The sequence below is a fragment of the Streptomyces sp. NBC_01294 genome, from assembly GCF_035917235.1.
GTDB classification, from domain to species: Bacteria; Actinomycetota; Actinomycetes; order Streptomycetales; family Streptomycetaceae; genus Streptomyces; species Streptomyces caledonius.
Genome location: NZ_CP108423.1, coordinates 1,548,692 through 1,570,723, shown reverse-complemented (window position 1 = coordinate 1,570,723; position 22,032 = coordinate 1,548,692). Strand labels below are relative to the sequence as shown.

The following is a 22,032-nucleotide window of genomic DNA, read 5'->3' as shown; positions in this document are numbered from 1 at the left end:
CCGCCCCGGGCCTCGCCCCTTTTCAGGCCCGCGACCCGAGCCAGTGCAGGGCCGCGGCCACCGAATCCGCCTCCGCCACACCCTCCGGGACGGCGGGACGGCGTACGACGAGGACCGGGATGCCCGCCTCGCGGGCGGCCGTGAGCTTGGGGGCGGTGGCCGAGCCGCCGCTGTCCTTCGTCACCAGGACGTCGATCCGGTGCCGGGCGAGCAGTTCCCGCTCGTCGTCGAGGGTGAACGGGCCCCGCGCGAGCAGGACCTCGAGGCGCGGCGGCACCGGCGCCTCCGGCGGGTCCACCGAACGCACCAGGAACCAGGTGTCGGTGAGGTGCGCGAAGGTGTGCAGGCCCATCCGGCCGGTGGTGAGGAAGGCGCGGGCGCCGAGGCCGGGCAGCAGCGCGGCCGCGTCGGCGAGGGAGTCCGCGAAGGTCCAGTCGTCGTCGGGCTCCGGCGTCCAGCCGGGGCGCCGCAGCGCCAGCAGCGGGACGCCCGTGAGCGCCTGCGCATCGGCCGCGTTGAAACTCATCCGCTCCGCGAAGGGGTGGGTGGCGTCGATGACGCGCGTGACGTCGTGGACGGCGATCCAGGCCGCGAGGCCCGCGATGCCGCCGAAGCCGCCGATGCGGGTCTCGCCGGGCGGGAGGACCGGCGCCGCGACCCGGCCCGCCAGCGAGGTCGTCACCCGGTACGAGGGGTCGTGCGCCAGCGACTCCGCCAGCCGGCGGGCCTCCGTCGTGCCACCCAGGATCAGAACGTGATGGGCCGGGAGGGGGCCCGGTTCAGCAGACATGCCGGTCGCGCTCGGGGGAGTACAGGTGGCTGTCGCGGAACTGCTCCGCCCCCAGGGTGCGGCCCACCAGGATGACGGCGGTGCGGACCAGGCCCGCCTCCTTCACCTGGGCGGCGATGTCGGCCAGGGTGCCGCGCAGGATCAGCTCGTCGGGGCGGCTGGCCATCGCCACCACGGCCACCGGGCACTGGGCCCCGTAGTGCGGCAGCAGTTCGTCGACGACCCGGTCGACGTAGCGGGTGGCCAGGTGCAGGACCAGCAGCGCGCCGCTGCGGCCGAGCGTGGCCAGGTCCTCGCCGGGCGGCATGGGGGTGGCCTGCTGGGCGATCCGGGTCAGGATGACGGTCTGCCCGACGGTGGGGACGGTCAGTTCCCGCTTGAGCGCGGCGGCCGCCGCGGCGAAGGCCGGAACGCCCGGGACGACCTCGTAGGGGATGCCGGCCGCGTCGAGGCGCCGCATCTGCTCCGCGACCGCGCTGAAGATCGACGGGTCGCCGGAGTGCAGCCGCGCCACGTCCTGGCCCGCCGCGTCGGCCCGTACGCACTCGGCGATGATCTCGTCCAGGTTCAGCTGCGAGGTGTCGACCAGCCGGGCGTCCGCCGGGCACTCGGCCAGCAGTTCGCGCGGCACGAGGCTGCCCGCGTACAGGCAGACCGGGGCGGCGGCCAGGGTCCGGGCACCGCGCACCGTGATCAGGTCGGCGGCGCCGGGGCCCGCGCCGATGAAGTACACGGTCATTTCTGATCCTTCTCCTCGGTCGACTCGGTCGACTCGGTCGAGCCGGCTGACCCGGTCGAGCCGTATGACCCGGTCGACTCCGTCTTCGTCACTGACCACTGGGTGACGGGCATCGCCTGCCGCCAGCCCGTGAAACCGCCGACCGGCACGGCGTGCGCGACCGCCAGCTTCACCAGTTCGCCGCCGTGGCGCCGGTAGCGGTCGGTGAGGACCGCCTCCGACTCCAGGGTGACGGTGTTGACCACCAGCCGGCCGCCGGGGGCCAGCGCGGCCCAGACCGCGTCCAGCAGACCGGGCGCGGTCAGCCCGCCGCCGATGAACACGGCGTCGGGGGCGGGGAGACCGGCGAGTGCCTCCGGCGCGGCGCCGACGACCACGCGCAGGCCGGGTACGCCGAGCGCCGCCGCGTTACGGGTGATCCGCGCGGCGCGCTCCGGGACGCGCTCCACCGCCACCGCCCGGCAGGAGGGGTGCGTCCGCATCCACTCGATGCCGATGGAGCCGGAGCCGCCGCCGATGTCCCACAGCAGCTCGCCGGGGGCCGGGGCCAGCGCGCACAGGGTCGCGGCCCGGACGTGCCGCTTGGTGAGCTGGCCGTCGTGTTCGTACGCGGCATCCGGCAGGCCGGGGGTCGCGCCGAGGCGCGGCGCGTGGTGGGACGGGTCGCGGCGGCAGTCGAGGGCGACCACGTTGAGGGGATCGCCGGGCGCGTGGTCCCAGCTGTCGGCCCGGCCCTCGTACGCGTCCTCGCGCTCGGAGCCGAGCTGCTCCAGCACCCGCATCCGGCTCGGGCCGAAGCCCCGCTCTCGAAGCAGAGCAGCGATCTCGTTGGGGGACGCTGCTCCGGCGCTGAGCACCAGCACCCGGCGCCCCTCGTGGAGCGCGGCCGCGAGCCGGGCCATCGGGCGGCCGACCACCGTGATCACCTCGGTGTCCTCCACCGGCCAGCCCAGGCGGGCGCAGGCGTAGGACACGGACGAGGGGTGCGGGTACACGTGCAGCGAGTGCGGCCCGAGCTCCTCGGCGAGGGCGCGGCCGATCCCGTAGAACATCGGATCGCCGCTGGCCAGCACCGCGATCCGGCGGCCCGCGTGCTCGGCCATCAGCTTGGGTACGGCCGGCCGCAGCGGGCTCGGCCACGCCACCCGCTCACCGGCGCACTCGGCGGCGGGCAGCAGGTCCAGCTGGCGCGGCCCGCCGATCAGCACCTCGGCCGAGGACAGGGCGGACCGCGCGGCGGCGGTGAGCCCGGTCCAGCCGTCTGCGCCGAGGCCGACGACCGTCGCGAGTATGGGGGGCGGTGCGGAGCTCACTGCGCGGTTCCTCGGGGACGGGATGGGGAGAGCGGGCGACTCGCAGCCTACTGGCCTGCGGATCCGGGTCCCGCGCCCACCCTCGCGACACCAGTGCGGCATCTTCGTGCACCTCTCCGCGGGGCACCTGCGCGGGCACCTGCGCGGGCATCTTCGCGGGCCCCGTCGTGGCCCCGTCATGGCACCTTCGTGGTGCTTTCCCGGGTCCGTCGCGACGCTCTCCGTCTACCCTCGGTAACCCCACCCCTTCGCGAGGGAGCTGCCATGCCCGGCTGGAACGCCGTGAACATCCCCGACCAGCGCGGCCGGACCGCCGTCGTGACCGGGGCCAACAGCGGGATCGGCTACGTCACCGCCCGGGAACTCGCCCGGCGCGGCGCCCAGGTCGTGCTGGCCTGCCGCAGCGCGGCGCGCGGCCGGGCCGCCGTCATCCGGCTGCGCGCGGAAGTGCCGGACGCGGAGGTGGAGTTCGTACCGCTGGACCTGGCCGACCTGGCCTCCGTACGGGAGTTCGCCACCGCGTACGGCAGCCGGCGCGCCTCGCTGGACCTGCTGATCAACAACGCCGGCGTGATGGCGCTCCCGTACGGGCGGACCGCCGACGGGTTCGAGACGCAGTTCGGGGTCAACCACCTCGGGCACTTCGCCCTGACCGGCCTGCTGCTCCCGAGGCTGCGGGCGGCCGCCCCCGGGGCCCGGATCGTCAACGTCTCCAGCGGCTTCCACGTCCTCGGGAAGGCGGGCTTCGCCGACGGCGGCCTCGGCCACAGCGGTGGCGGCGGCCTCGACAGACTCGGGGGCCTCGACGGCGAGCACGGCTACCGCCGCTGGGCCGCCTACGGCCGCTCCAAGGCCGCCAACCTGCTCTTCACGCACGAACTGTCCCGCCGCTTCACCGCCGCGGGCTCCACGATCACCGCCGCCGCGGCCCACCCCGGCTACGCCTCCAGCAACCTGCACGCCGGAGCGTCGACCCTGGAGGGCCCCACCCTCAACTCGCGCGTGGCGGCGTTCGGCAACGCGGTCGTCGCCCAGCCCACCTCCGCGGGCGCGCTGCCCACCCTCTACGCGGCCACCGCGCCCGGGGTCGGGCCGGACGCGTTCATCGGCCCCCGGTTCGGCTGGCGCGGAACGCCGGTGCGGTCCTGGCGGGCGAAGTGGACCCTCGACGACACGTCCGGCGAACGGCTCTGGGCCGCCTCCGAGAAGCTCACGGGAGTCTCGTACGGATCCCTGCCGCGCTGAGCCGGTCGGCCGGTCGGCCGGTCGGTCAAGCTCGGGAGATACGTCGTGCGGGTCGGCGGTGCGTCGGCGGCCGCCGTCCCGCCCGGCGTTCTAGCGTGAACGCATGGAACAGCGCATCACCCTGGTCACTCTGGGCGTTTCCGATCTCGCACGCGCCAAGGGCTTCTACGAGGCCCTGGGCTGGCGGGGCCAGGAGGTCGAGGAGACGGTCTTCTTCCAGGCCGGCGGGCTCGCGCTGGTGCTGTGGGATCGGGACAAGCTGGCCCGCGACTGCGGCGTGGAGCCCGGACCGGCAGCCGGGTTCGGCGGGATCGCCCTGTCCCACAACGTCCGCTCCGAGGCCGAGGTGGACGAGCTGCTCGCCGCCGTACGACGGGCAGGCGGCACCATCACCAAGCCCGCGGCCGTCAATGCGATCGGGTTCTACTCCAGCGCTTTCGCGGACCCGGACGGCCATTGCTGGGAAGTCGCGTACAACCCGGGATTCACCCTTGCCGCAGACGGCTCGGTCACCCTGCCCGACTTCGGCGGTGCGGCGAACTGATCGAGGCCCGACTCATGGAGGAGACGCCGTGCGCAGTGCTCCACCGGCCGGCAGCCCCGCCGAGCCGGGCACCTGCCGGCCCCCGTACGCGAGCACGCCCGCGCCGGCAGAGCGCACGGCAGAGGTGGCACGGTGACGGCGGCCGGCAGTGACACCCCGCCCCGGGGCGCCTTCGCGGGGCTGCTCGCCGAGGCGCGCGCCGCCCTGCCCGGCATCGTGGCACTGCGCCGCAGCATCCACCGCTTCCCCGAGAGGGGCACGCACCTGCCCCGCACCCAGCAGGCGGTCCTGGAGGCGCTGGGCGGGCTGGGGCTGGACCTGGCGACCGGCTCCCGTCTGAGTTCGGTCACCGCCACCCTCGAAGGCGCCCTGCCCGGCCCCACGGTCCTGCTGCGCGCCGACATGGACGCGCTGCCCCTGGACGAGGAGACCGGTCTGGACTTCGCCTCCCAGGTGCCGGGCTCCATGCACGCCTGCGGACACGACACCCACACGGCCATGCTGGTCGGGGCCGCCCGGCTGCTCGCGGCCCGCCGCCCGTTGCTGGCCGGCCGCGTCGTCTTCATGTTCCAGCCCGCGGAGGAATCCGGGGGCGGCGCCCGGCAGATGATCGACGAGGGGGTGCTGGAGACCGCCGACGGCAGTGGCGTGGCGGCCGCGTTCGCCCTGCACATCACCACGCGCTTCGAGAGCGGCACCCTGCACCTGCGGCCGGGCCCCACCTTCGCCGCCTCCGACGGGCTGCACGTGACCGTACGCGGCCGCGGCGGACACGCCTCGGCACCGCACCGGGCCCTCGACCCCGTCCCCGTCGCCTGCGAGATCGTCCAGGCCCTGCAGTCCATGGTCACGCGGACCGTCGACGTCTTCGATCCGGCCGTGGTCACCGTCGCCTCGATCCACGCGGGCACGACGGCCAACGTCATCCCCGAGACCGCCGAGATCCGCGGCACCTTCCGCACCCTCTCTCCCGACACCCGGCAACTGGTGCGCGACGGCATCACCCGCATCGCCCACCACATCGCCGCTGCTCACGGCGCGCACGCCGACGTCACCCTGACCGAGGGCTACCCGCCCGTGGTCAACGACCCCGCCCGCACAGCGGCCCTGCACGACACCGCGGTCACCCTCCTCGGGCCCGACCGGGTCCACCACCTGCCCGCACCGTTCATGGGCGCCGAGGACTTCTCCTACGTCCTGCAGCGAGTCCCGGGCGCGATGGCCTTCCTCGGGGCCCGCCCGCCCGGCACCCCACCCGCCGGGGCCCCCGACATCCATTCCAACCGTGTCGTCTTCGACGAGAACGCCCTGGCCACAGGAGCCGCCCTCCACGCCGCCGCGGCCCTGCAAGCCGGACCCCTGCCCGACGCCGTCCCGTGCGTACGGCCGGGGACATGACGTCTCGGGCGTAGGAACGAAGGAGAGACGTCCTGTCCGACGGCTGCGGGACCAGTCGCGTGATCGACCGGACGCGTCCTGGCCTTCGGGACGGCTCCACCCGGATCCCGGCACCTTCATGCCCGCACCCACGTACGCCTGTTCACCCTCCGGATACGCCTCCGCCGTCGAGCCGCATGCAGGCCCGGGTGCTCCGCGGGCACGCGCGTCACCGTCCGGTCCGCGGACATGGGACGGAAATCCGGGCTGGACAAGTAGGCGAGGGTGGCCGGCCCCAGGACCTCGGCGACGGGCAGCCTGGCCCGGAGCACATCCGTCTGGACGAGAGCCGCAGGGGGCACCGCAACAGCGGCCTTGCGCACATGGACGGCAACCTCGGCCGTCGGCTGCACAACGTCATCACCGGCTCGATCAGGGAACTCCTCGGCGGGCCGGGCCCTGTCGTTGGGATCACCGCGCCAGGCCGGACCCACCTCGCCACCGCATCAGGTCAGATGCTGCCGAAGGGTTCGGGGTAGACGAATTCGCCTTGTACGGACGGATCGTAGGCAGCCAGGGTGCGGATCTGAAACAGGTGCTCCCAGGCGCGGGCAGGTGCGCGGCATTCCAGGGGGGAGCTGTCACCGTGCGTCGCGTAGCCGGAGTAGGTACGCCGCAGTCAGGGACACGGCACGGTCGTCGTCATGCGACAGCTCCGCGAGGGCGCGTGACGCCGTCGGCCCGGGGACGGCCGCCAGGGCTTGGGTCAGCCGTCCGCGTGCAGGGGCTTCGGCGGTGGGGTGGGCGAGGCGGTCGACGAGCCTCGTCGCGATCCGATCCGCGGTCGCGGTGTCGCTCGCCAGCACGCTCAGGGCATCGGCTGCATCGACGTCGTTCCTTCCTTCCACGATCATGTCGACGAGCGTCGGGACCGCATCGGCCACTCCACGCGTCCCGAGCGCCAGAGCCGCGTACCCGCGGACCACCGGGTCGGGGTGGGCGAGGGCCTGCCGCAGCTGCGCGGTGGCCTCGCCGCCGGGCATCGCGGCGAGGGATCGAACGGCACGTTTCCGCACCGCGGCAACCGGTGAGCCGAGGCCGTCCGCCAGCAGTGCGGGGACGCCGTCGCCCGATCGGGCCAGCGCCCACCGAAGGGCTCCGGCGACGTTCGGCTCCGTCTCGCTCAGCGCCGCCTCGACCAAGGCCTCCACCGGTACCGGAACCTCGCCGACCGAGGAAAGGGCCGCGCGCTGGCGCGCGTCGGCGCTCTGCGACCCCAGTGCCTGGAGGAGCGCGACGACGTGGAGGACGTCCTCCCAGCCCGAGGGCTCCGCGGCATCGATCCGGCGGAGCCGTGTGAGCAGTTCCGTCTCGGCCGCGATGCGTTCGCGCGTCTGACGGACGAGGTCGCCGACGAGCGCCGAGGGCGTGAAGCCGGGATCGTCGAGCGCGCGCCCGATCTCGCGCAGCGACAGCCCCAGCGACCGCAGGCTCTCGATGTGGAAGATCCGCCGGATGTCCTCCTTGGAGTACTCCCGATAGCCGGAGCCCGTACGACCCGAAGGCCGCACCAGGCCGAGCGACTCGTAGTGCCGGAGCATGCGGGCACTGACGCCGGACCGTCGTGCCACCTCACCGATCAACACGTCCTATCGTCCCTCTCGGCCGGACCCGCCGAGGGCCACGACGCGCTTGGCCTCCTCGATCGCGAACTCGAATCCGGCGTCCGGCTCGCGCAGCAGCCGTTCTGTGGCGAGCGCGTGCGCTCGCACGCCCGGATCAGGGGCCGTGGTCGCAGCACGCAGCGCCGGCACGATCACTTCCCCCAGCGCGACCAGGGCCCGGCTGAGACTCAGCTGCGTCTCCCGCTCACCGCGCCCGAGCTGCGTCGCCAGCACCGCGGCCAACGCGGACTCCTCGCCTTCCGGTACGAGCACGACCGCGGTCCGCCAGGCGCTGCGCGCCACCTCGTCGTCGGCGTCGGACAACAGCGCCCGAGTGATCGCCGGCCACGCCTGCCGGTCCCCGATCTTGGACAGCGTGTGCAGCGCCTGGCTCCGCGCCTGCGCACACTCCGAGCGGACTTCGCGGATCAGCGCGGGGAGCGTCACGGACACCGGGTGCCGGGTGAGCGCCCAGGTCAGGCTGTCCCGGACGAAGAACTCGGGCTCGATCGCGCACCGCTCGACGAGCTTGTCGACGAAGCGCGGGTCAGGCGCCGTGCCGACCGCCAGAGCAGCCCGCAGCCGCACGGACGACCTACCGTCTTCCAGCCCCTGGAGCGCTGGTACCGCATCCGTGTCCTGTCTCTCGACCGTCATCGAGACCACCTCCTGGGCCAGCAGTGAAAACCCTGTCACCGTGTCAAGGTCAAACAGGCCCCCGCTGCGCGACCGGTCGGGATCAAGGGGCCCAGGGGAGTCGTAGCGCCTCGATGTCCGTGTCGTTGAGGAGGGCCTCGACGAGCGGGGCAGGGCCCGCGACCTTGGTGGCCCAGAGGTCGTGGTCCGTGCAGATGACCCAGGAGCGGTCCTGGGCCCAGAGGTTGGACGGGGTCCACCCGTCCTCCTCGGGGTGGTCGTACAACGCCTTGGCGTCCGCGAGCGCGCCGGCCCGGACGTGCAGGTTGCCGAAGTCCTCGGCCCTCTGCACCAGCGGGTTGTAGTAGGCCAGGCAGCGGGACTCCGCACCCTGCGGGCTGTGCTCGGCGAGGATGTCGACCAGGCGGTTCCAGTCGGTCCGGTCCAGACGGCCCTCGGACGGCCCCGTGATGCCGACCGGCCAGCCGCTCGGCTCCCGGAGCGAGGGGAAGGAGCGGTAGCAGGGCAGCCGCCCCTCGGGCGCCACGGGATCACCGGTCCGCCGCGAGAGTTCCGCCCAGCGCAGCCGGCGCCAACGGGGGCCGCGGGGCTCGCCCGGCGTGCCCCCGAACACGTCCGCGGGGTCGAGGCCCGGGATGATCTCGGGCCCGCCGCCATTCAGCACGGCCCGTTCGTACGCGGTGTACGACATGCCGGTCGGCCCGAGTTCGTGTTCGTACATGGAGTGGAGCACCCAGGCGGCGTCGGGCAGTGCCGGCGGCATGAAGCCGGTGAGCCCGTCGTCGTCGGCCAGCTCGCGCAGCCAATCGGTTTCCCCGGCCGCGGCCAGCGGCCACCGGGCGGTCGCCCGAGCAGCGGATGTCTCGTTCATCCGTTCAGGATCCCACCCGCCGCCGGAGCGAACGCCGGGATCGGTCACAGCAGCGGCACGGCCCCGCCGTGTGGGACGCGGCCGCCGCCGTGCGTGATCGCCCGGGGCGCGTGTCCGGCACCTGGTCGGGCCTCGGGCCTCGGGCCTCGGGCCTCGGGCGTCGGGCGTCGGGCGTCGGGAGTCGATCGGCCGGGGGTGGTGTGGCGTGGAATGTGTGCGGGGTGGTGTGGTGCCCACGGGGCGGCCGAGGGTCCGGATGTGCGCGGGCGCCCCTGGTATGAGTCCGTCCGCCCCCGGGTCGCCTCCGGGCGCCCCGGCTCGGGCCTGACCCGGGCGCCCCCCTGCGCTGGAGACTCGGCGGCATGAGTGACGACGATCAGGACAACCACCCAGAAGCCCACGACCACGCGGTGGTCCTCGGGGCGGGCGTGGCCGGGCTGTTGGCGGCGCGGGTGCTCGCCGACCGGTTCGCGCGCGTGACCCTCGTCGAACGGGACGAACTGCCCGGGGACGCCCCCGCCTTCCGCCCGGGGCTCCCGCAGTCCCGGCACGTGCACGTGCTGTGGTCGCGGGGCGTGGCGCTGATCGAGGAACTGCTGCCCGGGGTCACGGACCGGCTGCTGGCCGGCGGGGCCCTGCTGCTGGGACACCCCCGGGGACTTCCTCTGGCTGAGCCCCGCCGACTGGTTCCACCAGGTGCCGGGCGAGAAGGTGCTGCTGGCGAGCCGGGAGCTGCTCGACTGGACCGTACGCCGGGAGGTCCTGCGGCACGAGCGGATCCGGCTCCGCTCCGGCAGCCCGGCCACGGGACTCGTCGGCGGGCCGGACGGCCGCTCGGTGACCGGCGTGGAGTTCCGCGACGGTGACCCGCTGGCCGCGCGGTTCGTGATCGACGCGACGGGCCGGACCTCCAAGGCCCCGGCCTGGCTCGCGGCCCTCGGCCATCGGGCGCCGGCGGTCACCCGATACGACTCCGGTCTCGGATACTCCAGCCGCCACTACGAGATTCCGCCCGATCCGGCGCGCCGCTGGCAGGGCATGTACGTGCAGGGCCGCCCGGACGTCCCGCGCGGGGCGGTGCTCGTACCCCAGGACGGCGGCCGGTGGCTGGTGACGCTCATCGGCAACGGCGAGCACGCCCCACCCACCAAGGACGAGGACTTCCTCGACTTCGCCCGCAGTCTGCGCAGCCCCGCGCTCTACGACGCCCTCCGCGAGGCGACGCCCCTCACCTCCGCCACCGGCTTCCGCTCCACCGCGAACGAATGGCGCCACTACGAGCGCATGGACCGCTGGCCCGCGGGCTTCGTGGTGCTCGGCGACGCGGCCTGCCGGTTCAACCCGGTGTACGGGCACGGGATGACGGTGGCGGCGCTGGCGGCGGACGCCCTGCGCAAGGAGATCCGCGACCTGGAGCCGCGGAACGTCCCCGCGGCTGCCCGCCGCATCCAGCGCAGGACGGTGGCCACCGCGGAGGTGGCCTGGCAGATCGCCACCAGCGAGGACATGCGGTACGCGGAGACGGACGGCCCGCCGCCGGACCGGGCCACCCGGTTCCTGCAGCGCTACATGTCACGGGTGATGGTGGGCGCCAACACCGACCCGGCGATCTCCCGCCGGTTCTTCGGGGTGCTGTCGCTGTCCACCTCGCCGAACGCCCTGCTCGGCCCGTCCACAGTGGTCCGGGTCCTGTCCAAGTGGCGCCTGCCGACGGCCCCGACGGCCACCGCCTACCCGCCCCACCACAGCCCGCCGCAGCTCCGGACCCCGCAGGGTTAGGGGGCACCGGGGCACCAGGGAGGCGGGACACCAGGCACCAGGGCGGCGGGGTCAGGCCGGTTCGGGGCGCAGGGAGCGCCAGATGTGGTCGGGGAGGTAGCGGGCCGCCTCGGAGAGGTCGATCTCGTAGGTGCTGGACAGCCAGCGGCGGGCGGCCTCGGCGAGGGGGCCCATCACCAGGACCTCGATGACGGGGGCCGGGAGGAGGGCGATCTCGCCGCGCTCCATGCGCACCCCCAGCCAGTCCATGATGGCCGCGAACTTCTCCGCCTTGGCCGCGCCGATCTCCTCGGCGTGGGCCACGAGGTAGCCGGAGTAGGCGGAGGCGTGCAGGAACAGCGCGACGTCGCGGTGTTCCTGAGTGAAGGTCAGGTAGGCGGTCACCCACGAGCGCACACCGGTGCGGGCGGTACGGCAGCGGGTGAGGGCGGCGACCATGTCGTCGCACAGCATGTCCATGCACCGGATGTAGAGCGCGGCGGCCAGGCCGTCGAAGCTGCCGAAGTGGTGGTAGAGGCTGCCGAGGCTGACCCCGCTGGCCGAGACGACCGCGGTCACCGTGAATCCCTGCTGACCGGACTCGGCGAACACCCGCAGCGCGGTGGTCAGGAGGAGGTCGACAGTGGCCTCGCCGCGTTGTTGCTTAGGAGACATGCTGCGGTCCCGTCGGTGTGCGTCGTGAGGGGGTCCGGGCCGCGGACACCCGAAATCTGCCCGCTCCGAGCCTAGCAACGCCGTGTAACCGCAGGACCTTTCTGGACATGTCCTCCCTGGGGAGGGGAGGGGAGGGGAGGGGAGGGGAGGGGAGGGGAGGAGGGCCGTTCAGGGGTTCAGGGGGACGTCGTGGTGCGTTCGTACAGGGCGCGGGCGTCGTCGCCGAAGTAGCTGCTGTACGAGGTCTCCTCGTCGCCGCCCCCGTCGCGGCCGCCGATCACCCCGATCAGCGTGCGGCCGTCGGTCAGCACCGGACCGCCGCTGGTGCCGTTGGGCACGTCCGCGCAGTCCAGCCGCAGCTGCGTCGGCCCCTCGGCGACGGCGGTGTTGTGGCACTCCAGCGGCTGCTCGGAGGCGTTCGGATAGCCCACGAGCCGGGCGGGTGCGGGGAGTTCGGGCCGGAAGGCGATGGTCTGGGACCCGGTGACGTCCTCCAGCCGCTGGCCCGGGTAGCCGGGACGGCGCAGCCGGATGAAGGCGATGTCGTGGTCGGGGTCCTGGTCCTCGGTCCAGCGCGGGTCCACGTCGATCCGGGTCGGCACCCAGATGCCGTACGGTGCCACGCCGTCCCGGTAGCCGGGGGCGAAGGCGAGGTTGGTGCGGAAGCCGCCGCCGTACACGCAGTGGGCCGCGGTGACGATGAGGTCGCCGCCGGGGGAGTGGACCACGACGCCCGAGCAGTGGTGGTCGGGGTCGCCGTCGGTGCCGGGGGAGAAGAGCGCGCCGATCGCGGGCTCGGCGGGGGTGGGACGCGCCTCCAGGGGGTCCGAGGGCTGCCACCCGGCGGACCGCCAGTCCATCCGCGCGCCGCCGTCGGCGAAGGCCTTGCCGTCCCTCGGCGGCTCCGGGTCCTCCCGGACGATCCCGTCCAGCACGGCGGACGCCGTCCGGTCGGCACGCTCGGGGTCCTGCTGGTAGACGCCCGTCGCCGGATCCCCGGCCGCGCGGTTGGCGGCGATGCCGCGCAACTCCCGGACGACGTAGCCTAGTCCGACGAGGAGCAGGACGCACAGGAGGCCCACGAGCACGGATCCCCGTACGGCGGTCCGCCCCCGCTCGCGCCCGTGAACCTTGCTGGACATGCACAACTCCCGACCCCGAACACCTTCCGACTCTCCGTTCGATGGGGGACCGACGTCCGGGGTTCCGAAGACGGGACGTGTCCGTTCTCACAGTGCGGCGGCGGACTTGGTCGGGTCACGCCAAACTGGCCCCATGGATTCGGGACTTGCGGCGCTGGTCGGCGCCGCCATCGGCTCAGCCGCCTCGTTGGGCGCGGCGTTGGTGAGCGGACGTGTGCAAGCGCGTTCGCAGCACGGGCAATGGCGTCGGCAGGTCCGCCGGGAGGCCTACACCCAGTACCTCACCGCACTGCACGACCGCGACGTCGCCCTGGACGAGGTCCTGCGCGCCCTCGGACCGGATGCCGAACCCCCGCACGCCGTCGAGGAGCGCGTCCGGGAGTTCGTGAGGCTGGCCCGCCAGGTCCACCGCTCCGCTGAGGTCGTCCTCCTGGAAGGACCCGCATCCGTGGCCGAGGCCGTGTCCGGTGTCTCCGAGGCGTCGGCCGCGCTCTCCGCGGTGATGCGCACCATGGTCGCGCGCGCCCGGGAGGGCGACTCCTCGCTCCACTCGGAGGACTCGGCCCTCGCCGCCGAGCGCTCCGCCGCCCTGTGGGACGCCGTGGGCCGGTTCCGCCACGCGGGCCAGGAGGTCCTCGACGGCGCCGGAGCCCGACGGCGCCCCCGCGCCGTCCCGGGCGGCTGACCTGCCGACGTGCCCGCCGGGCCCGTGAGGAGGGTCCCGGCCGGCCGCCGGTCCTCGTCCTCGGTGGTCCGGGATCCGCCGTCCGTGCCAGGGACGCCCCGAGGCACCCTCGGCCCTGAACTCGTCTTTCTGTACCCTCTGTTACCCGCGCGGCGCTATCGTGCCCGGGCGGGGTCGACTGCACGAGGGGGGCGGGGCAGCGATGCGATTTCTCTTTGTCCACGGCACGGGAGTGCGGCGCGAGCGGCACGACAGACTGTTCGCGCTGGTCCGGGAGCGGCTGACGGCCCGGTTCCCCGACGCGGCCGTCGACTCCTGCTACTGGGGCGACCGGTTCGGGGCGACCCTCGGCGCGGGCGGCCGGTCCGTGCCGGGACTGCGGCCCCGGCCGGAGGCCGCGCCCGACCCCGTGGACGCGGAGACGGCCGAATGGGCGCTGCTCCTCGCCGACCCGCTGTGCGAGCTGCGGGTCCTGGCCGAGGCCGGCTGGGAGGGCGGGGACGCGCACGACGACGGCTTCGCGATGCCCGGCGTACAGCCCGCCGGGGCCCGGGTCCTCGCGCTGCTGACCTCCTTACCGCCCGCGCCGCCGCCCACCGGGGACGAGCTCGGCGCCCTGCTGCACGGCACCGGCCTCGCCGCCGACTTCGCCGACGCCCTGGAGTCCACCGCCCGCTCCGCCGAGGCGGCCCGGGCCGGGGACCGCGCCGCCGAGGAGCCGCAGGCCCGGGAGCTGGCCACCGCGCTGGCCCGGTCCGTGACCGCCGCCGCGCTCGCCGCCGCCGGGGCCGAGGCCGACTGCACCGGCGCCGAACGCGACCGCCTCGTCGAACTGCTCACCACCCGCCTCGGCGGTGACGCCCGGGTGCCCGGAGCCCGCGCGGCCGCCGTCCTGGGCCGCCTCGCCCTGCGCGTCACCACCCAGCCGCTGCTCAACGCCTGGCGCGGCTCCCTCACCGTCGGCGCCACTCCCGCACTCGGCGACATCCTGCGCTACCAGGCCCGCGGCCACGAACTGCGCGACTTCCTGCACGCCCGGATCGCCGCCGGACCGGGCCCGACCGTACTCATCGGCCACAGCCTCGGCGGGATCGCCCTGGTCGACCTCCTCGCCCTCGCCGCGGCCCGCGGTGAGGCCGTCCCCGGGGCGCGCCTGCTGGTCACCGTGGGCTCCCAGGCCCCGTTCCTCTACGAGCTCGGCGCGCTGACCGCGCTCGAACCGGGCGCGAAGCTCCCGTACGGCTTCCCGCGCTGGCTCAACGTCTACGACCGCCAGGACGTGCTCGCCTACCTCGCCGGGCCCGTCTTCCCCGGCGACCCGCGCGTGACCGACCACGAGGTCGGCAGCCGGCAGCCCTTCCCGGCCTGCCACAGCGCCTACTGGAAACAGGACTCCCTCTACGAGCGGATCGAACAGGCGGTGACCGAGGCGGAGATCGGGTGACTGCGTGACTCCCGCCGACTTCCTGCCCCCGGCCCTCGGGCCGCGGCGCACCTTCGCGCTCGTCGCCGGGGTCGAGCGCTACGACATCAGCCACCGCTGGAACCTGCGCGGCCCGGCCCGCGACGCCCTGCGCTTCGCCCGGTGGCTGACCGGGCCCGCGGAGGTGCCGCCCGGCAACGTCCGGCTGCTGCTGTCCCCGCTCGACGAACCGGACGCACTCGACTGGTCGGACTCCCCGGCCATGGCCGACCTGCGCACGGCGTACCGGCCGGCGACCGAGGAGAACGTGAAGTCGGCGCTGCTCGACGAACTCCCGCAGTGCGACGGCGACCTGCTGTGGATCTTCTGGGCCGGGCACGGCTACCTCGGACCCCGCCAGGAGCTGATGCTGCCTTGCGCCGACGCCCGCCCCAGCCAGATCCGCCACCTGAACCTCGACTCGGCGCTGCGCTGGTGGCGGACCGACCTGGTCAAACAGCGCCGCTTCCCGCTCCAGGCCGCACTCGTGGACTCCTGCCGGGTCGACGCACCCCGCGACACCCGCTGGAACTTCGGCAACAACGACTACGGCGGCGGCAGTTCGGTGCCCGGCCGGCGGCAGTTCCGGCTCTACGCCTCCCGCGAGGGCGAGGCCGCGCAGAACGACGCCGAGCGCGGCGCCGGCCGGTTCACCGAGGCCCTGATCGGCGAACTCGGAGGCCGTTCCGTACGGGAGAGCGTCAGCGGGCTGCCCGTCGCCGCCCGCAGCATCCACCGCACCTTCCGGGAACTGCGCGAGCGCGGCGAGGGCTGGCAGCTGCCGCAGTTCCTCGTCGACCGGGACTGGGACGCCTGCTCCTTCCTCGACGACGACCTGCCCGGGGCCGCACTGCCCCGGGCGGGACGGCTGGACCAGCAGGCCTGGGACGGGCTCGGCGACCTGTTCGAAGGCCGCGACCTGCCCGCGTGCGCCTACGAGGCCTACGCGTGGGCGTTCAAGGCGGCCGGCTGTACGACCCCGGTGCGCGCCGGCCTGCCGGGCGACGGCCTCCTGGAGGTGGCCCAGGACCTGGACGAGCGCCAGGGCGGGCGCGGCGGGATGCCGCTGGCCGTGCCCTTCGTACGGTTCCTCGCGGACCGGAGCGCGACGGCGGGCGACGCGCAGTGGGCGGCCCGGCTGCGGGACTGGGTACGCGCCACCCGTGAGCGCCTGGCCCTGCCCGTGCTGCCCCCGCCCCCGCCCCCGCCGCGCACGACGGTCGTGCACGTGCGGCTGGAGACCCCGCCGGGCGGCGGGCCCGGGTACCTCGCCCGGATGTGGCTGCGGGGTGAACGGGCCGAGCACATATGGGAGTCGGAGGGCGAACCGGTCCGGCTGGACGCCGTACGGGAGGAGCTCGTACGGCAACTCGCCCTCGTCGGCGGGGCTTCGGGGGGCGATGCCGGGGCGGCCGACGGGGTGCGGCAGTCGTACGGGACGGTGGACCGCGTCGAGTTCCACGTGCCGTACGAGCTGCTGGACGCCGACTTCGACCAGTGGCCTGTGCCGCGCGGCCCGGCCGGCCGCCGCCGCGCCCTCGGCCTGCTCTACCAGGTGGTGGTGCGCTGCCCGCAGGAGCGGGCGGACACCCGGGCCGAGTGGCACACGAGCTGGCGCTGGCTGTGCGCCCAGGGCGGCCGGCACCCCGACGCCGTGCGGGTGGTGGAGGACGCGGAGGTCACGGACGCGCTCGGGATGGAGCTGGCCGGGGGACCGGCGCCCGCCTGCGTCCTGGCGCAGACCACGGCCGCGCCGCACGCCGGGCTGCTGGAAGCCGTACTCGAAGGCGGCGTGCCGGTGGCGGTCTGGCGGCGCGGGGGCGGCGCACCGGCGCCCGCGCTCCTCGACCTGCTCGCACCGGCCGCGCAGACGGGACCGGCAGGACCCGCAGGACCGGCCGGACCCGCAGGGCCGGGCGGCCGGGCGGGATCCGCCGGACCGGACGCCCCTGCCGGACCGGACCACGACCGCCCCGGCACCGCCCCTGCCACCGGCCACGCCGCCGGCCCCGGCGCACTCGACGTACTCGCCCTGCCCGCGCGCCTGCGGGAGGTGCGCCGGGCGGCCGCCGGAGCGGCCGCGGGAGCCATGCGCCCCCACCAACCCACTGCGGGGGGAGACCAGTTGGTGCTGTTGTGGGACGATCCCGACGACGTGCCGGGCCTCCGGTCCCTGGCCTGACCCCCGACCACTGACGGACCGCGACACCGACGATGGAGGCAGAGGCAGTGGTGAAGGACTGGTGGCTGTACCACGGGACCGGTGAGGGCGCGGACCGGCGCGCCCGCCTGGAGGCCGGATCCCCGCCGCCCTGGCGGGACTTCACGGGCGAGCCCGACCCGGCGTACGCCCCGCCCGGGTGCGAGGGCCCGGCCTGGGAGCGCACCCGGCGGCGCGGCGAGGGCTACGTACCCGACGAGCCCGAGAAGGACGTGGTCAACACGGCCCTGTACCTGCGCAGGCCGCTGCTCGTCACCGGGAAGCCGGGCGTCGGCAAGTCCACGCTCGCGCACAGCATCGCCTCGGACCTCGGCCTGGGGCCCGTACTGCACTGGCCGATCACCAGCCGGACCGTGCTGCGGGACGGGCTGTACCTGTACGACGCCATCGGGCGCCTCCAGGAGGCAGGGCTGGAGCAGCTGCGCACGCCGGGAGCGCTGCCCGCGACCCTCGCCGCCGGGAGCGCCGGGATCGCCGGAGCGGCCGCGGCCGTACCACCGCCCCCGGACCCCGCCGCCGGTCCCGCCTCGGCGCCCCCCGCCTCGGCCTCCGCCGCCTCCCTCTCCGTTTCCGTCTCCTCCGGCGCCGCCTTACCCGCGCCCGCCCCCGCCTCCCCGGCCGCCCCGTCGATCTCCCGCTACCTGCGGCTCGGACCGCTCGGCACCGCCCTGCTGCCGCAGGACCGCCCCCGCGTCCTGCTCGTCGACGAGATCGACAAGAGCGACATCGACCTCCCCGGCGACCTCCTCACCGTCTTCGAGGACGGCGGCTTCCTCATCCCCGAGCTCGCCCGCCTCGCCCAGGAGGACCCGACCGTCGCCATCGGCACCGACGACGACCCCGACGATGCCGTGCGGATCACCCAAGGCCGCGTCCAGTGCCGGTACTTCCCCATCGTCGTCCTCACCAGCAACGGCGAACGCGACTTCCCGCCCGCCTTCCTGCGCCGCTGCGTCCGCCTCCACCTGGAGCCGCCCGGACCGGAGAAGCTCGCGCGCATCGTGCGGCGCCGGCTCGGTGTCGACATCGAGGCCGGCGAGGAGTACCAGGAACTCGTCCGGACCTTCCTCGACCGCGCCGAGGACGGGGACCTGGCCACGGACCAGCTCCTCAACGCGATCCAGCTGCGCCTCGCCGGTGCCTGGTCGGCCCCCGCGGACCGGGACCGCTTCCTCGCCACCGTCATGCAGCACCTGACCGGGCCCACGGTGTGATCGAGAGGCTGCTCGCCGCCTTCGCGGACGGCGCCGACGACAGCGGACCGCGCCCCGGTGTCGGGGCGGAGGAGATCGCCGACATCCTGTGGCTGGCGGCCCGGGTGGACCCGGCGGGGGCCCGCCGGTCCGGGGCGTCCGACGCCGAACCGCCGGACCGCCAGCCGCCGCCGCCCGCCCCGCCTTCGCCGTCGCCCGAGGCCGGTCCCGTACCCGGGCCCGGCGGCCCGGACGGGGTCGAGCCGGCCGTCCAGCTCTTCCCGGCCGCCCTGCCCGACCCCGCCGGGAAACCGGTCGACGCCGCCGCGGGGCGCCGGGGCTCCGCGCTGCGGCTGCCCCGGGCCGCCTCCCTCGACGACCCGCTCGCCCTGATGCGCTCCCTGCGCCCCGTCGGCCGGCGCTCCATCGGCGGCCCGGGGGAGGAACTCGACGAGCAGCTCACCGTGGAACGCAGCATCGAGCGGATGGTGCCGACCCCGGTCCTGCGCCCCGCCGAGAGCCGCTGGCTGGACCTGGCGCTGGTCGTCGACACGCACCACTCCATGCTGCTCTGGTCGGACCACGTGGACGAACTGCGCCGCGTGCTGACCCGCAGCGGGGTCTTCCGCGACGTGCGCACCTGGCAGCTGACCGGCACCGGACCCGGCGCCACCCCGATGCTCACCCGCGGCCGGGGCGGCCCGCCCCGCAACCCGCTCGAACTGGCCGACCCGGCCGGCCGCCGGCTGATCCTCGTCCTCTCCGACACCGTGGCGGGCGGCTGGCGGCAGGCCCCGGTGCAGGGCGTGCTCCGGCAGTGGTGCGCGCACAACGCCGTGGCCGTCCTGAACGTCCTGCCCGAACGGCTCTGGACGCGCGGCGCCGTCCGGCCCGTGCCCTTCGCCGTCCGCGCGGACCGCCCGGCCGCCGCCACCCGCTCCTGGCAGCAGGTCCCGGCCGTCCGCCGGGCCCGCGGCGGGCGCCGCCGCGCCGCCGCGTCCGTCGTCCCCGTGGTCGGCGTCGCCTCGGGCAGCCTGGCCCGGCTGGTGCGCGTGGTCTCCGGCGACGGCCGCTGGCGGCGCCTGGCCTGCCTGCGCCTGGACGCGGAGCCGGGGGCCGCGAGCGCCGTGGACGATCCCGCCCCGGGCGGCGGCCGCAGCGCCCTGGAGGTGGTGGAACAGTTCCGCGCGAGCGCCTCCCCGACGGCCCAGCAGCTCGCCGCGCACCTGGCCGCCGTACCGCTGACCCTGCCGGTCATGACCCTGGTCCGGCGCTCCCTGCTGCGGGACTCGGAGCACGGCCACCTCGCGGAGGTCGCCCTCGGCGGGCTCTTCGCACCCTGGGGCGCCGAACAGGACGCCGAACACGCGGAGTTCGAGTTCCTGCCCGGCGTACGGGACGCCCTGCTCGGCTCGCAACTGCGCGGGGACGTGGCCGCGGTACGGGAGCTGGTCCGCCGCCGGGTGTGGGAGTTCATGTCCCGCAACCGGGGCACCGGCCCGGACTTCTCCGCGGTCCGGGTCGCCGCGGGCCGGGAGGAGGGCCCGGCGGGCCGCCGCCGGGTGGCCGAGGAGGCGCTGCCGTTCGCGGTGTCGCGGCCGCCGCAGGACCCGGGCCTGCGGGAGCGGGTCGTACGGGTCCGCTACGACGCCATGGCCGAGCCCCAGGAGGTCGGCACCCTGCTGACGCCCCGCCTCGTCCTCACGGTCGGGGACGCCGCGCTGGCCCCGAGCACGGTCGCCTGGGTGCGGGCCGGCGACCGGGAGGTCTCCTGCCGCGCGGTGTGGTGGGACGACGCGCTGCCCCGGGTGTTCCTGCTGCTGGCCGACGAGGATCTGGCGGATCCGGCCGCGTGGCCGCAGCCGCTGCCCTGGGCGGAGACGGACGCCGGGCGGGCGCGGGTGCGCGTCGACGGCCGTACGGACCGGGGGGAAGCCGTCGCGCTGACGGGCGAGGTGGCCCCGTACGACGGCGCCCGCAACGGCGAGCTCCTCCGGCTCTCCGCCGAGCCCGAGAGCTGGACGCACTTCCGCGGCGGCCCGGTCTCCCACGACGGCGAGCTGCTCGGCGTCGTCCACGGGGTCTGGCCGGACCGCATGGTGTTCCTGTCGGGCCGGGCCCTCGTGGAACAGCCGGGCTTCCGCGAGGCGATGACGACGCACGCGCGGGCCGGTTCCGCGGGGGCGTCCGGTGCCGGGGCGTCCGGTGCCCGGGATCCGGGCACCGCGGTGAGCCTGGTGGTCGGTCTTCGGTCCCGTGGGCTTCCGCTCGTGCCCGAGAGCATGGACGGGGATCTGATCCCGTACACGGCGGGGCCCGCGATGAGCGTGGTCCTGAGGGACGTCCTGCGGGGGGCCGGGGCGGCCGGGCAGGTGCGCGAGATCTCCTCCGAGCTCCAGCTCGTCGTGGTGGACGCGCCGGGCGCTCTCGGAGCGGCCGGCCGGATCCTGGCCGAACTGACCCGAAGGGCACCGGACATCACGGCCTCGCAGGCGCCGTGGACCATGGGTCTCACCGTGGCGGTGAGCGACTGGGAGGAAGCTCTCCAGGACGAAGGCGTCCGCAGGGTGGCGGCGGTGACTGCCCTGTACCCCGGGCAGGGCGAGGCCGTGCCCGGCCCCCTGCTCGTCCTCCTGTCGGACCCCCTGCACCGGCAGCTCGGCGAGCAGCTGGGGCTTGGCGCGCTGCGTACGTTCACGCGGCCCGGCTCCGGACGGGAAGGCTGGCGCTACACCGGCGACCCCGCCGAACTCGCCGTGGCGCTGACGGAGACCGAGGAGCTCCGCGGCGCGGGCCTCGGCTGGCCCGCCTGCGGCCTCGGCGCCTCGCAGGCCGACCCGGTGGGGTGCCTCGGGATCCGGATCGCCGGACCTGACCGGTGCCTGGCCCATCTGGGGCGGGAGGAACAACGGGCCCACCTCGCGACGCTTGGGCCCGGTTCACCGGTCGACCTGCGGGGGACGACCTTCGAGCACGGCCTGCTCCAGGAGGTCCTCGAAGCGGTCCGCGATCCGGGTTCGCGGCGTGTGATGCTGGGCCCGGCCGACTTCGACCGCGCGGTTTTCGTGGACGACTGGAACACGGTGGACGCCGACTTCTCGGCCCGTGCCTCCTTCTCCCGGGCCGTGTTCGAGGGCCGGGCCGAGTTCGTGCGCACCACCATGGCCGGGCGGGCCTCCTTCCGCGGCGCGGCCTTCCACGGCGTCGCCGTCTTCGACCTGAGCAGCTTCCACCGCGCGACCACGTTCCGCCGTACGGTTTTCCGCAGCTCGGCGGAGTTCACGGACACCGACTTCCGCGAAGGGGTCTCCTTCGGCCGGGCCGTGCTGGAGGACTCGGTGGACCTGGACGGGATGCGGGTAACCGGGACGACGGACTTCTCCCGCACGTTCTTCAGCGGCGGCCCGGCCAGGCTGAGCGGTGCCGTCTTCGCCGGATCCGTCTCCTTCTCGTCCGCGACGTGGGAACGCGGACTGGTCTCCCGCGGCGCCGTGTTCGACGGACCGGCCGACTTCGCGCACGCCGTCTTCAAGGGCGAGGCCCGGTTCGAAGGCGTGCGCTTCGCAGTGCACGCGGACGCGGACGCGAACGCCCTGCCCCCCTTCACCGACCAGCCGGAGCGCTGGGCCGTCCAACGACACCGGGACGGCACGTGGGACATCCGGCTGATCGGCACCGAGGAGGGGTGACCCGCGG

At 75.0% G+C, this 22,032-nt stretch carries 17 protein-coding genes and 1 pseudogene; 10 read left to right on the top strand and 8 right to left on the bottom strand.

What is annotated here, in order from left to right:
* Window positions 1–22 precede the first annotated feature (22 nt).
* The 3 genes from OG534_RS07210 to cbiE are packed head-to-tail and all read right to left on the bottom strand — an operon-like array spanning window position 23 to window position 2,842.
* Window positions 23–790 carry a cobalt-precorrin-6A reductase gene (locus OG534_RS07210; protein ID WP_326587244.1) on the bottom strand — a complete coding sequence of 256 codons (768 nt, stop codon included), beginning with the start codon at window positions 788–790 and terminating at the stop codon, window positions 23–25.
* Window positions 780–1,529 carry a precorrin-4 C(11)-methyltransferase gene (gene cobM, locus OG534_RS07205; RefSeq protein ID WP_326587243.1) on the bottom strand — a complete coding sequence of 250 codons (750 nt, stop codon included), beginning with the start codon at window positions 1,527–1,529 and terminating at the stop codon, window positions 780–782. Before cobM ends, OG534_RS07210 begins: the two co-directional genes overlap by 11 nt.
* Entirely contained in the window at window positions 1,526–2,842 is a 1,317-nt protein-coding gene (gene cbiE, locus OG534_RS07200) for a precorrin-6y C5,15-methyltransferase (decarboxylating) subunit CbiE (RefSeq protein ID WP_326587242.1), read from the bottom strand. Before cbiE ends, cobM begins: the two co-directional genes overlap by 4 nt.
* 264 nt (window positions 2,843–3,106) lie before the next feature.
* Between cbiE and OG534_RS07195 the strand changes: the two genes are divergently transcribed.
* The 3 genes from OG534_RS07195 (at window position 3,107) to OG534_RS07185 (ending at window position 6,029) form a co-directional block, all read left to right on the top strand.
* Window positions 3,107–4,087, top strand: coding sequence for an oxidoreductase (locus OG534_RS07195; RefSeq protein ID WP_326587241.1), 981 nt, complete (start codon window positions 3,107–3,109; stop codon window positions 4,085–4,087).
* A 103-nt stretch (window positions 4,088–4,190) separates the two neighbouring features.
* Window positions 4,191–4,631, top strand: coding sequence for a VOC family protein (locus tag OG534_RS07190; protein WP_326587240.1), 441 nt, complete (start codon window positions 4,191–4,193; stop codon window positions 4,629–4,631).
* Window positions 4,632–4,763: 132 nt separating this feature from the next.
* Complete coding sequence (locus tag OG534_RS07185; RefSeq protein WP_326587239.1) at window positions 4,764–6,029, top strand: M20 metallopeptidase family protein; 1,266 nt, start codon at window positions 4,764–4,766, stop codon at window positions 6,027–6,029.
* Between the two features lie 620 nt (window positions 6,030–6,649).
* On the opposite strand, the gene OG534_RS07180 is transcribed toward OG534_RS07185, so the two are convergent.
* From OG534_RS07180 to OG534_RS07170, 3 genes are all read right to left on the bottom strand, one after another.
* Window positions 6,650–7,654, bottom strand: coding sequence for a MerR family transcriptional regulator (locus OG534_RS07180; protein WP_326587238.1), 1,005 nt, complete (start codon window positions 7,652–7,654; stop codon window positions 6,650–6,652).
* 3 nt (window positions 7,655–7,657) lie between these two features.
* The gene (locus OG534_RS07175) at window positions 7,658–8,329 is read right to left on the bottom strand and encodes a HEAT repeat domain-containing protein (RefSeq protein ID WP_326593510.1); all 672 of its coding nucleotides are present in this window, start codon (window positions 8,327–8,329) and stop codon (window positions 7,658–7,660) included.
* Between the two features lie 82 nt (window positions 8,330–8,411).
* Window positions 8,412–9,200 carry a hypothetical protein gene (locus OG534_RS07170; RefSeq protein WP_326587237.1) on the bottom strand — a complete coding sequence of 263 codons (789 nt, stop codon included), beginning with the start codon at window positions 9,198–9,200 and terminating at the stop codon, window positions 8,412–8,414.
* A 362-nt stretch (window positions 9,201–9,562) separates the two neighbouring features.
* Here OG534_RS07170 and OG534_RS07165 point away from each other — a divergent pair.
* Window positions 9,563–9,664 (top strand): annotated as a pseudogene (locus OG534_RS07165) (hypothetical protein); the annotation flags it as partial.
* Between the two features lie 232 nt (window positions 9,665–9,896).
* A complete protein-coding gene (locus tag OG534_RS07160) occupies window positions 9,897–10,979 on the top strand; it encodes a hypothetical protein (protein WP_326587236.1) in 1,083 nt (360 codons plus the stop codon).
* Between the two features lie 51 nt (window positions 10,980–11,030).
* Here OG534_RS07160 and OG534_RS07155 read toward each other — a convergent pair whose 3' ends face one another.
* Both OG534_RS07155 and OG534_RS07150 read right to left on the bottom strand, forming a co-directional pair.
* Complete coding sequence (locus tag OG534_RS07155) at window positions 11,031–11,633, bottom strand: TetR/AcrR family transcriptional regulator (protein WP_326587235.1); 603 nt, start codon at window positions 11,631–11,633, stop codon at window positions 11,031–11,033.
* 176 nt (window positions 11,634–11,809) lie between these two features.
* Window positions 11,810–12,775: a trypsin-like serine peptidase gene (locus tag OG534_RS07150; RefSeq protein WP_326587234.1), complete on the bottom strand. Its 966-nt coding sequence runs from the start codon at window positions 12,773–12,775 to the stop codon at window positions 11,810–11,812.
* A 133-nt stretch (window positions 12,776–12,908) separates the two neighbouring features.
* Here OG534_RS07150 and OG534_RS07145 point away from each other — a divergent pair, with 133 nt between their 5' ends.
* The 5 genes from OG534_RS07145 to OG534_RS07125 all read left to right on the top strand — a co-directional run bounded on the left by OG534_RS07145 (window position 12,909) and on the right by OG534_RS07125 (window position 22,025).
* Window positions 12,909–13,460, top strand: coding sequence for a proline dehydrogenase (locus tag OG534_RS07145; RefSeq protein WP_326587233.1), 552 nt, complete (start codon window positions 12,909–12,911; stop codon window positions 13,458–13,460).
* 202 nt (window positions 13,461–13,662) lie between these two features.
* A complete protein-coding gene (locus OG534_RS07140; protein WP_326587232.1) occupies window positions 13,663–14,904 on the top strand; it encodes a hypothetical protein in 1,242 nt (413 codons plus the stop codon).
* Between the two features lie 4 nt (window positions 14,905–14,908).
* Window positions 14,909–17,104, top strand: a complete 2,196-nt coding sequence (locus tag OG534_RS07135; protein ID WP_326587231.1) for a VMAP-C domain-containing protein — start codon at window positions 14,909–14,911, stop codon at window positions 17,102–17,104.
* 32 nt (window positions 17,105–17,136) lie between these two features.
* Window positions 17,137–18,357: an AAA family ATPase gene (locus OG534_RS07130; protein WP_326587230.1), complete on the top strand. Its 1,221-nt coding sequence runs from the start codon at window positions 17,137–17,139 to the stop codon at window positions 18,355–18,357.
* Window positions 18,354–22,025, top strand: a complete 3,672-nt coding sequence (locus tag OG534_RS07125) for a pentapeptide repeat-containing protein (RefSeq protein WP_326587229.1) — start codon at window positions 18,354–18,356, stop codon at window positions 22,023–22,025. Before OG534_RS07130 ends, OG534_RS07125 begins: the two co-directional genes overlap by 4 nt.
* The last annotated feature ends 7 nt before the right edge of the window (window positions 22,026–22,032 follow it).

Bases quoted from the DNA above. Each gene is read 5' to 3' on its own strand.
- OG534_RS07210 (WP_326587244.1), bottom strand. From the start codon at position 790: ATGTCTGCTGAACCGGGCCCCCTCCCGGCCCATCACGTTCTGATCCTG.
- cobM (WP_326587243.1), bottom strand. From the start codon at position 1,529: ATGACCGTGTACTTCATCGGCGCGGGCCCCGGCGCCGCCGACCTGATC.
- OG534_RS07195 (WP_326587241.1), top strand. From the start codon at position 3,107: ATGCCCGGCTGGAACGCCGTGAACATCCCCGACCAGCGCGGCCGGACC.
- OG534_RS07190 (WP_326587240.1), top strand. From the start codon at position 4,191: ATGGAACAGCGCATCACCCTGGTCACTCTGGGCGTTTCCGATCTCGCA.
- OG534_RS07175 (WP_326593510.1), bottom strand. From the start codon at position 8,329: ATGACGGTCGAGAGACAGGACACGGATGCGGTACCAGCGCTCCAGGGG.
- OG534_RS07170 (WP_326587237.1), bottom strand. From the start codon at position 9,200: ATGAACGAGACATCCGCTGCTCGGGCGACCGCCCGGTGGCCGCTGGCC.
- OG534_RS07155 (WP_326587235.1), bottom strand. From the start codon at position 11,633: ATGTCTCCTAAGCAACAACGCGGCGAGGCCACTGTCGACCTCCTCCTG.
- OG534_RS07150 (WP_326587234.1), bottom strand. From the start codon at position 12,775: ATGTCCAGCAAGGTTCACGGGCGCGAGCGGGGGCGGACCGCCGTACGG.
- OG534_RS07145 (WP_326587233.1), top strand. From the start codon at position 12,909: ATGGATTCGGGACTTGCGGCGCTGGTCGGCGCCGCCATCGGCTCAGCC.
- OG534_RS07140 (WP_326587232.1), top strand. From the start codon at position 13,663: ATGCGATTTCTCTTTGTCCACGGCACGGGAGTGCGGCGCGAGCGGCAC.
- OG534_RS07130 (WP_326587230.1), top strand. From the start codon at position 17,137: ATGGAGGCAGAGGCAGTGGTGAAGGACTGGTGGCTGTACCACGGGACC.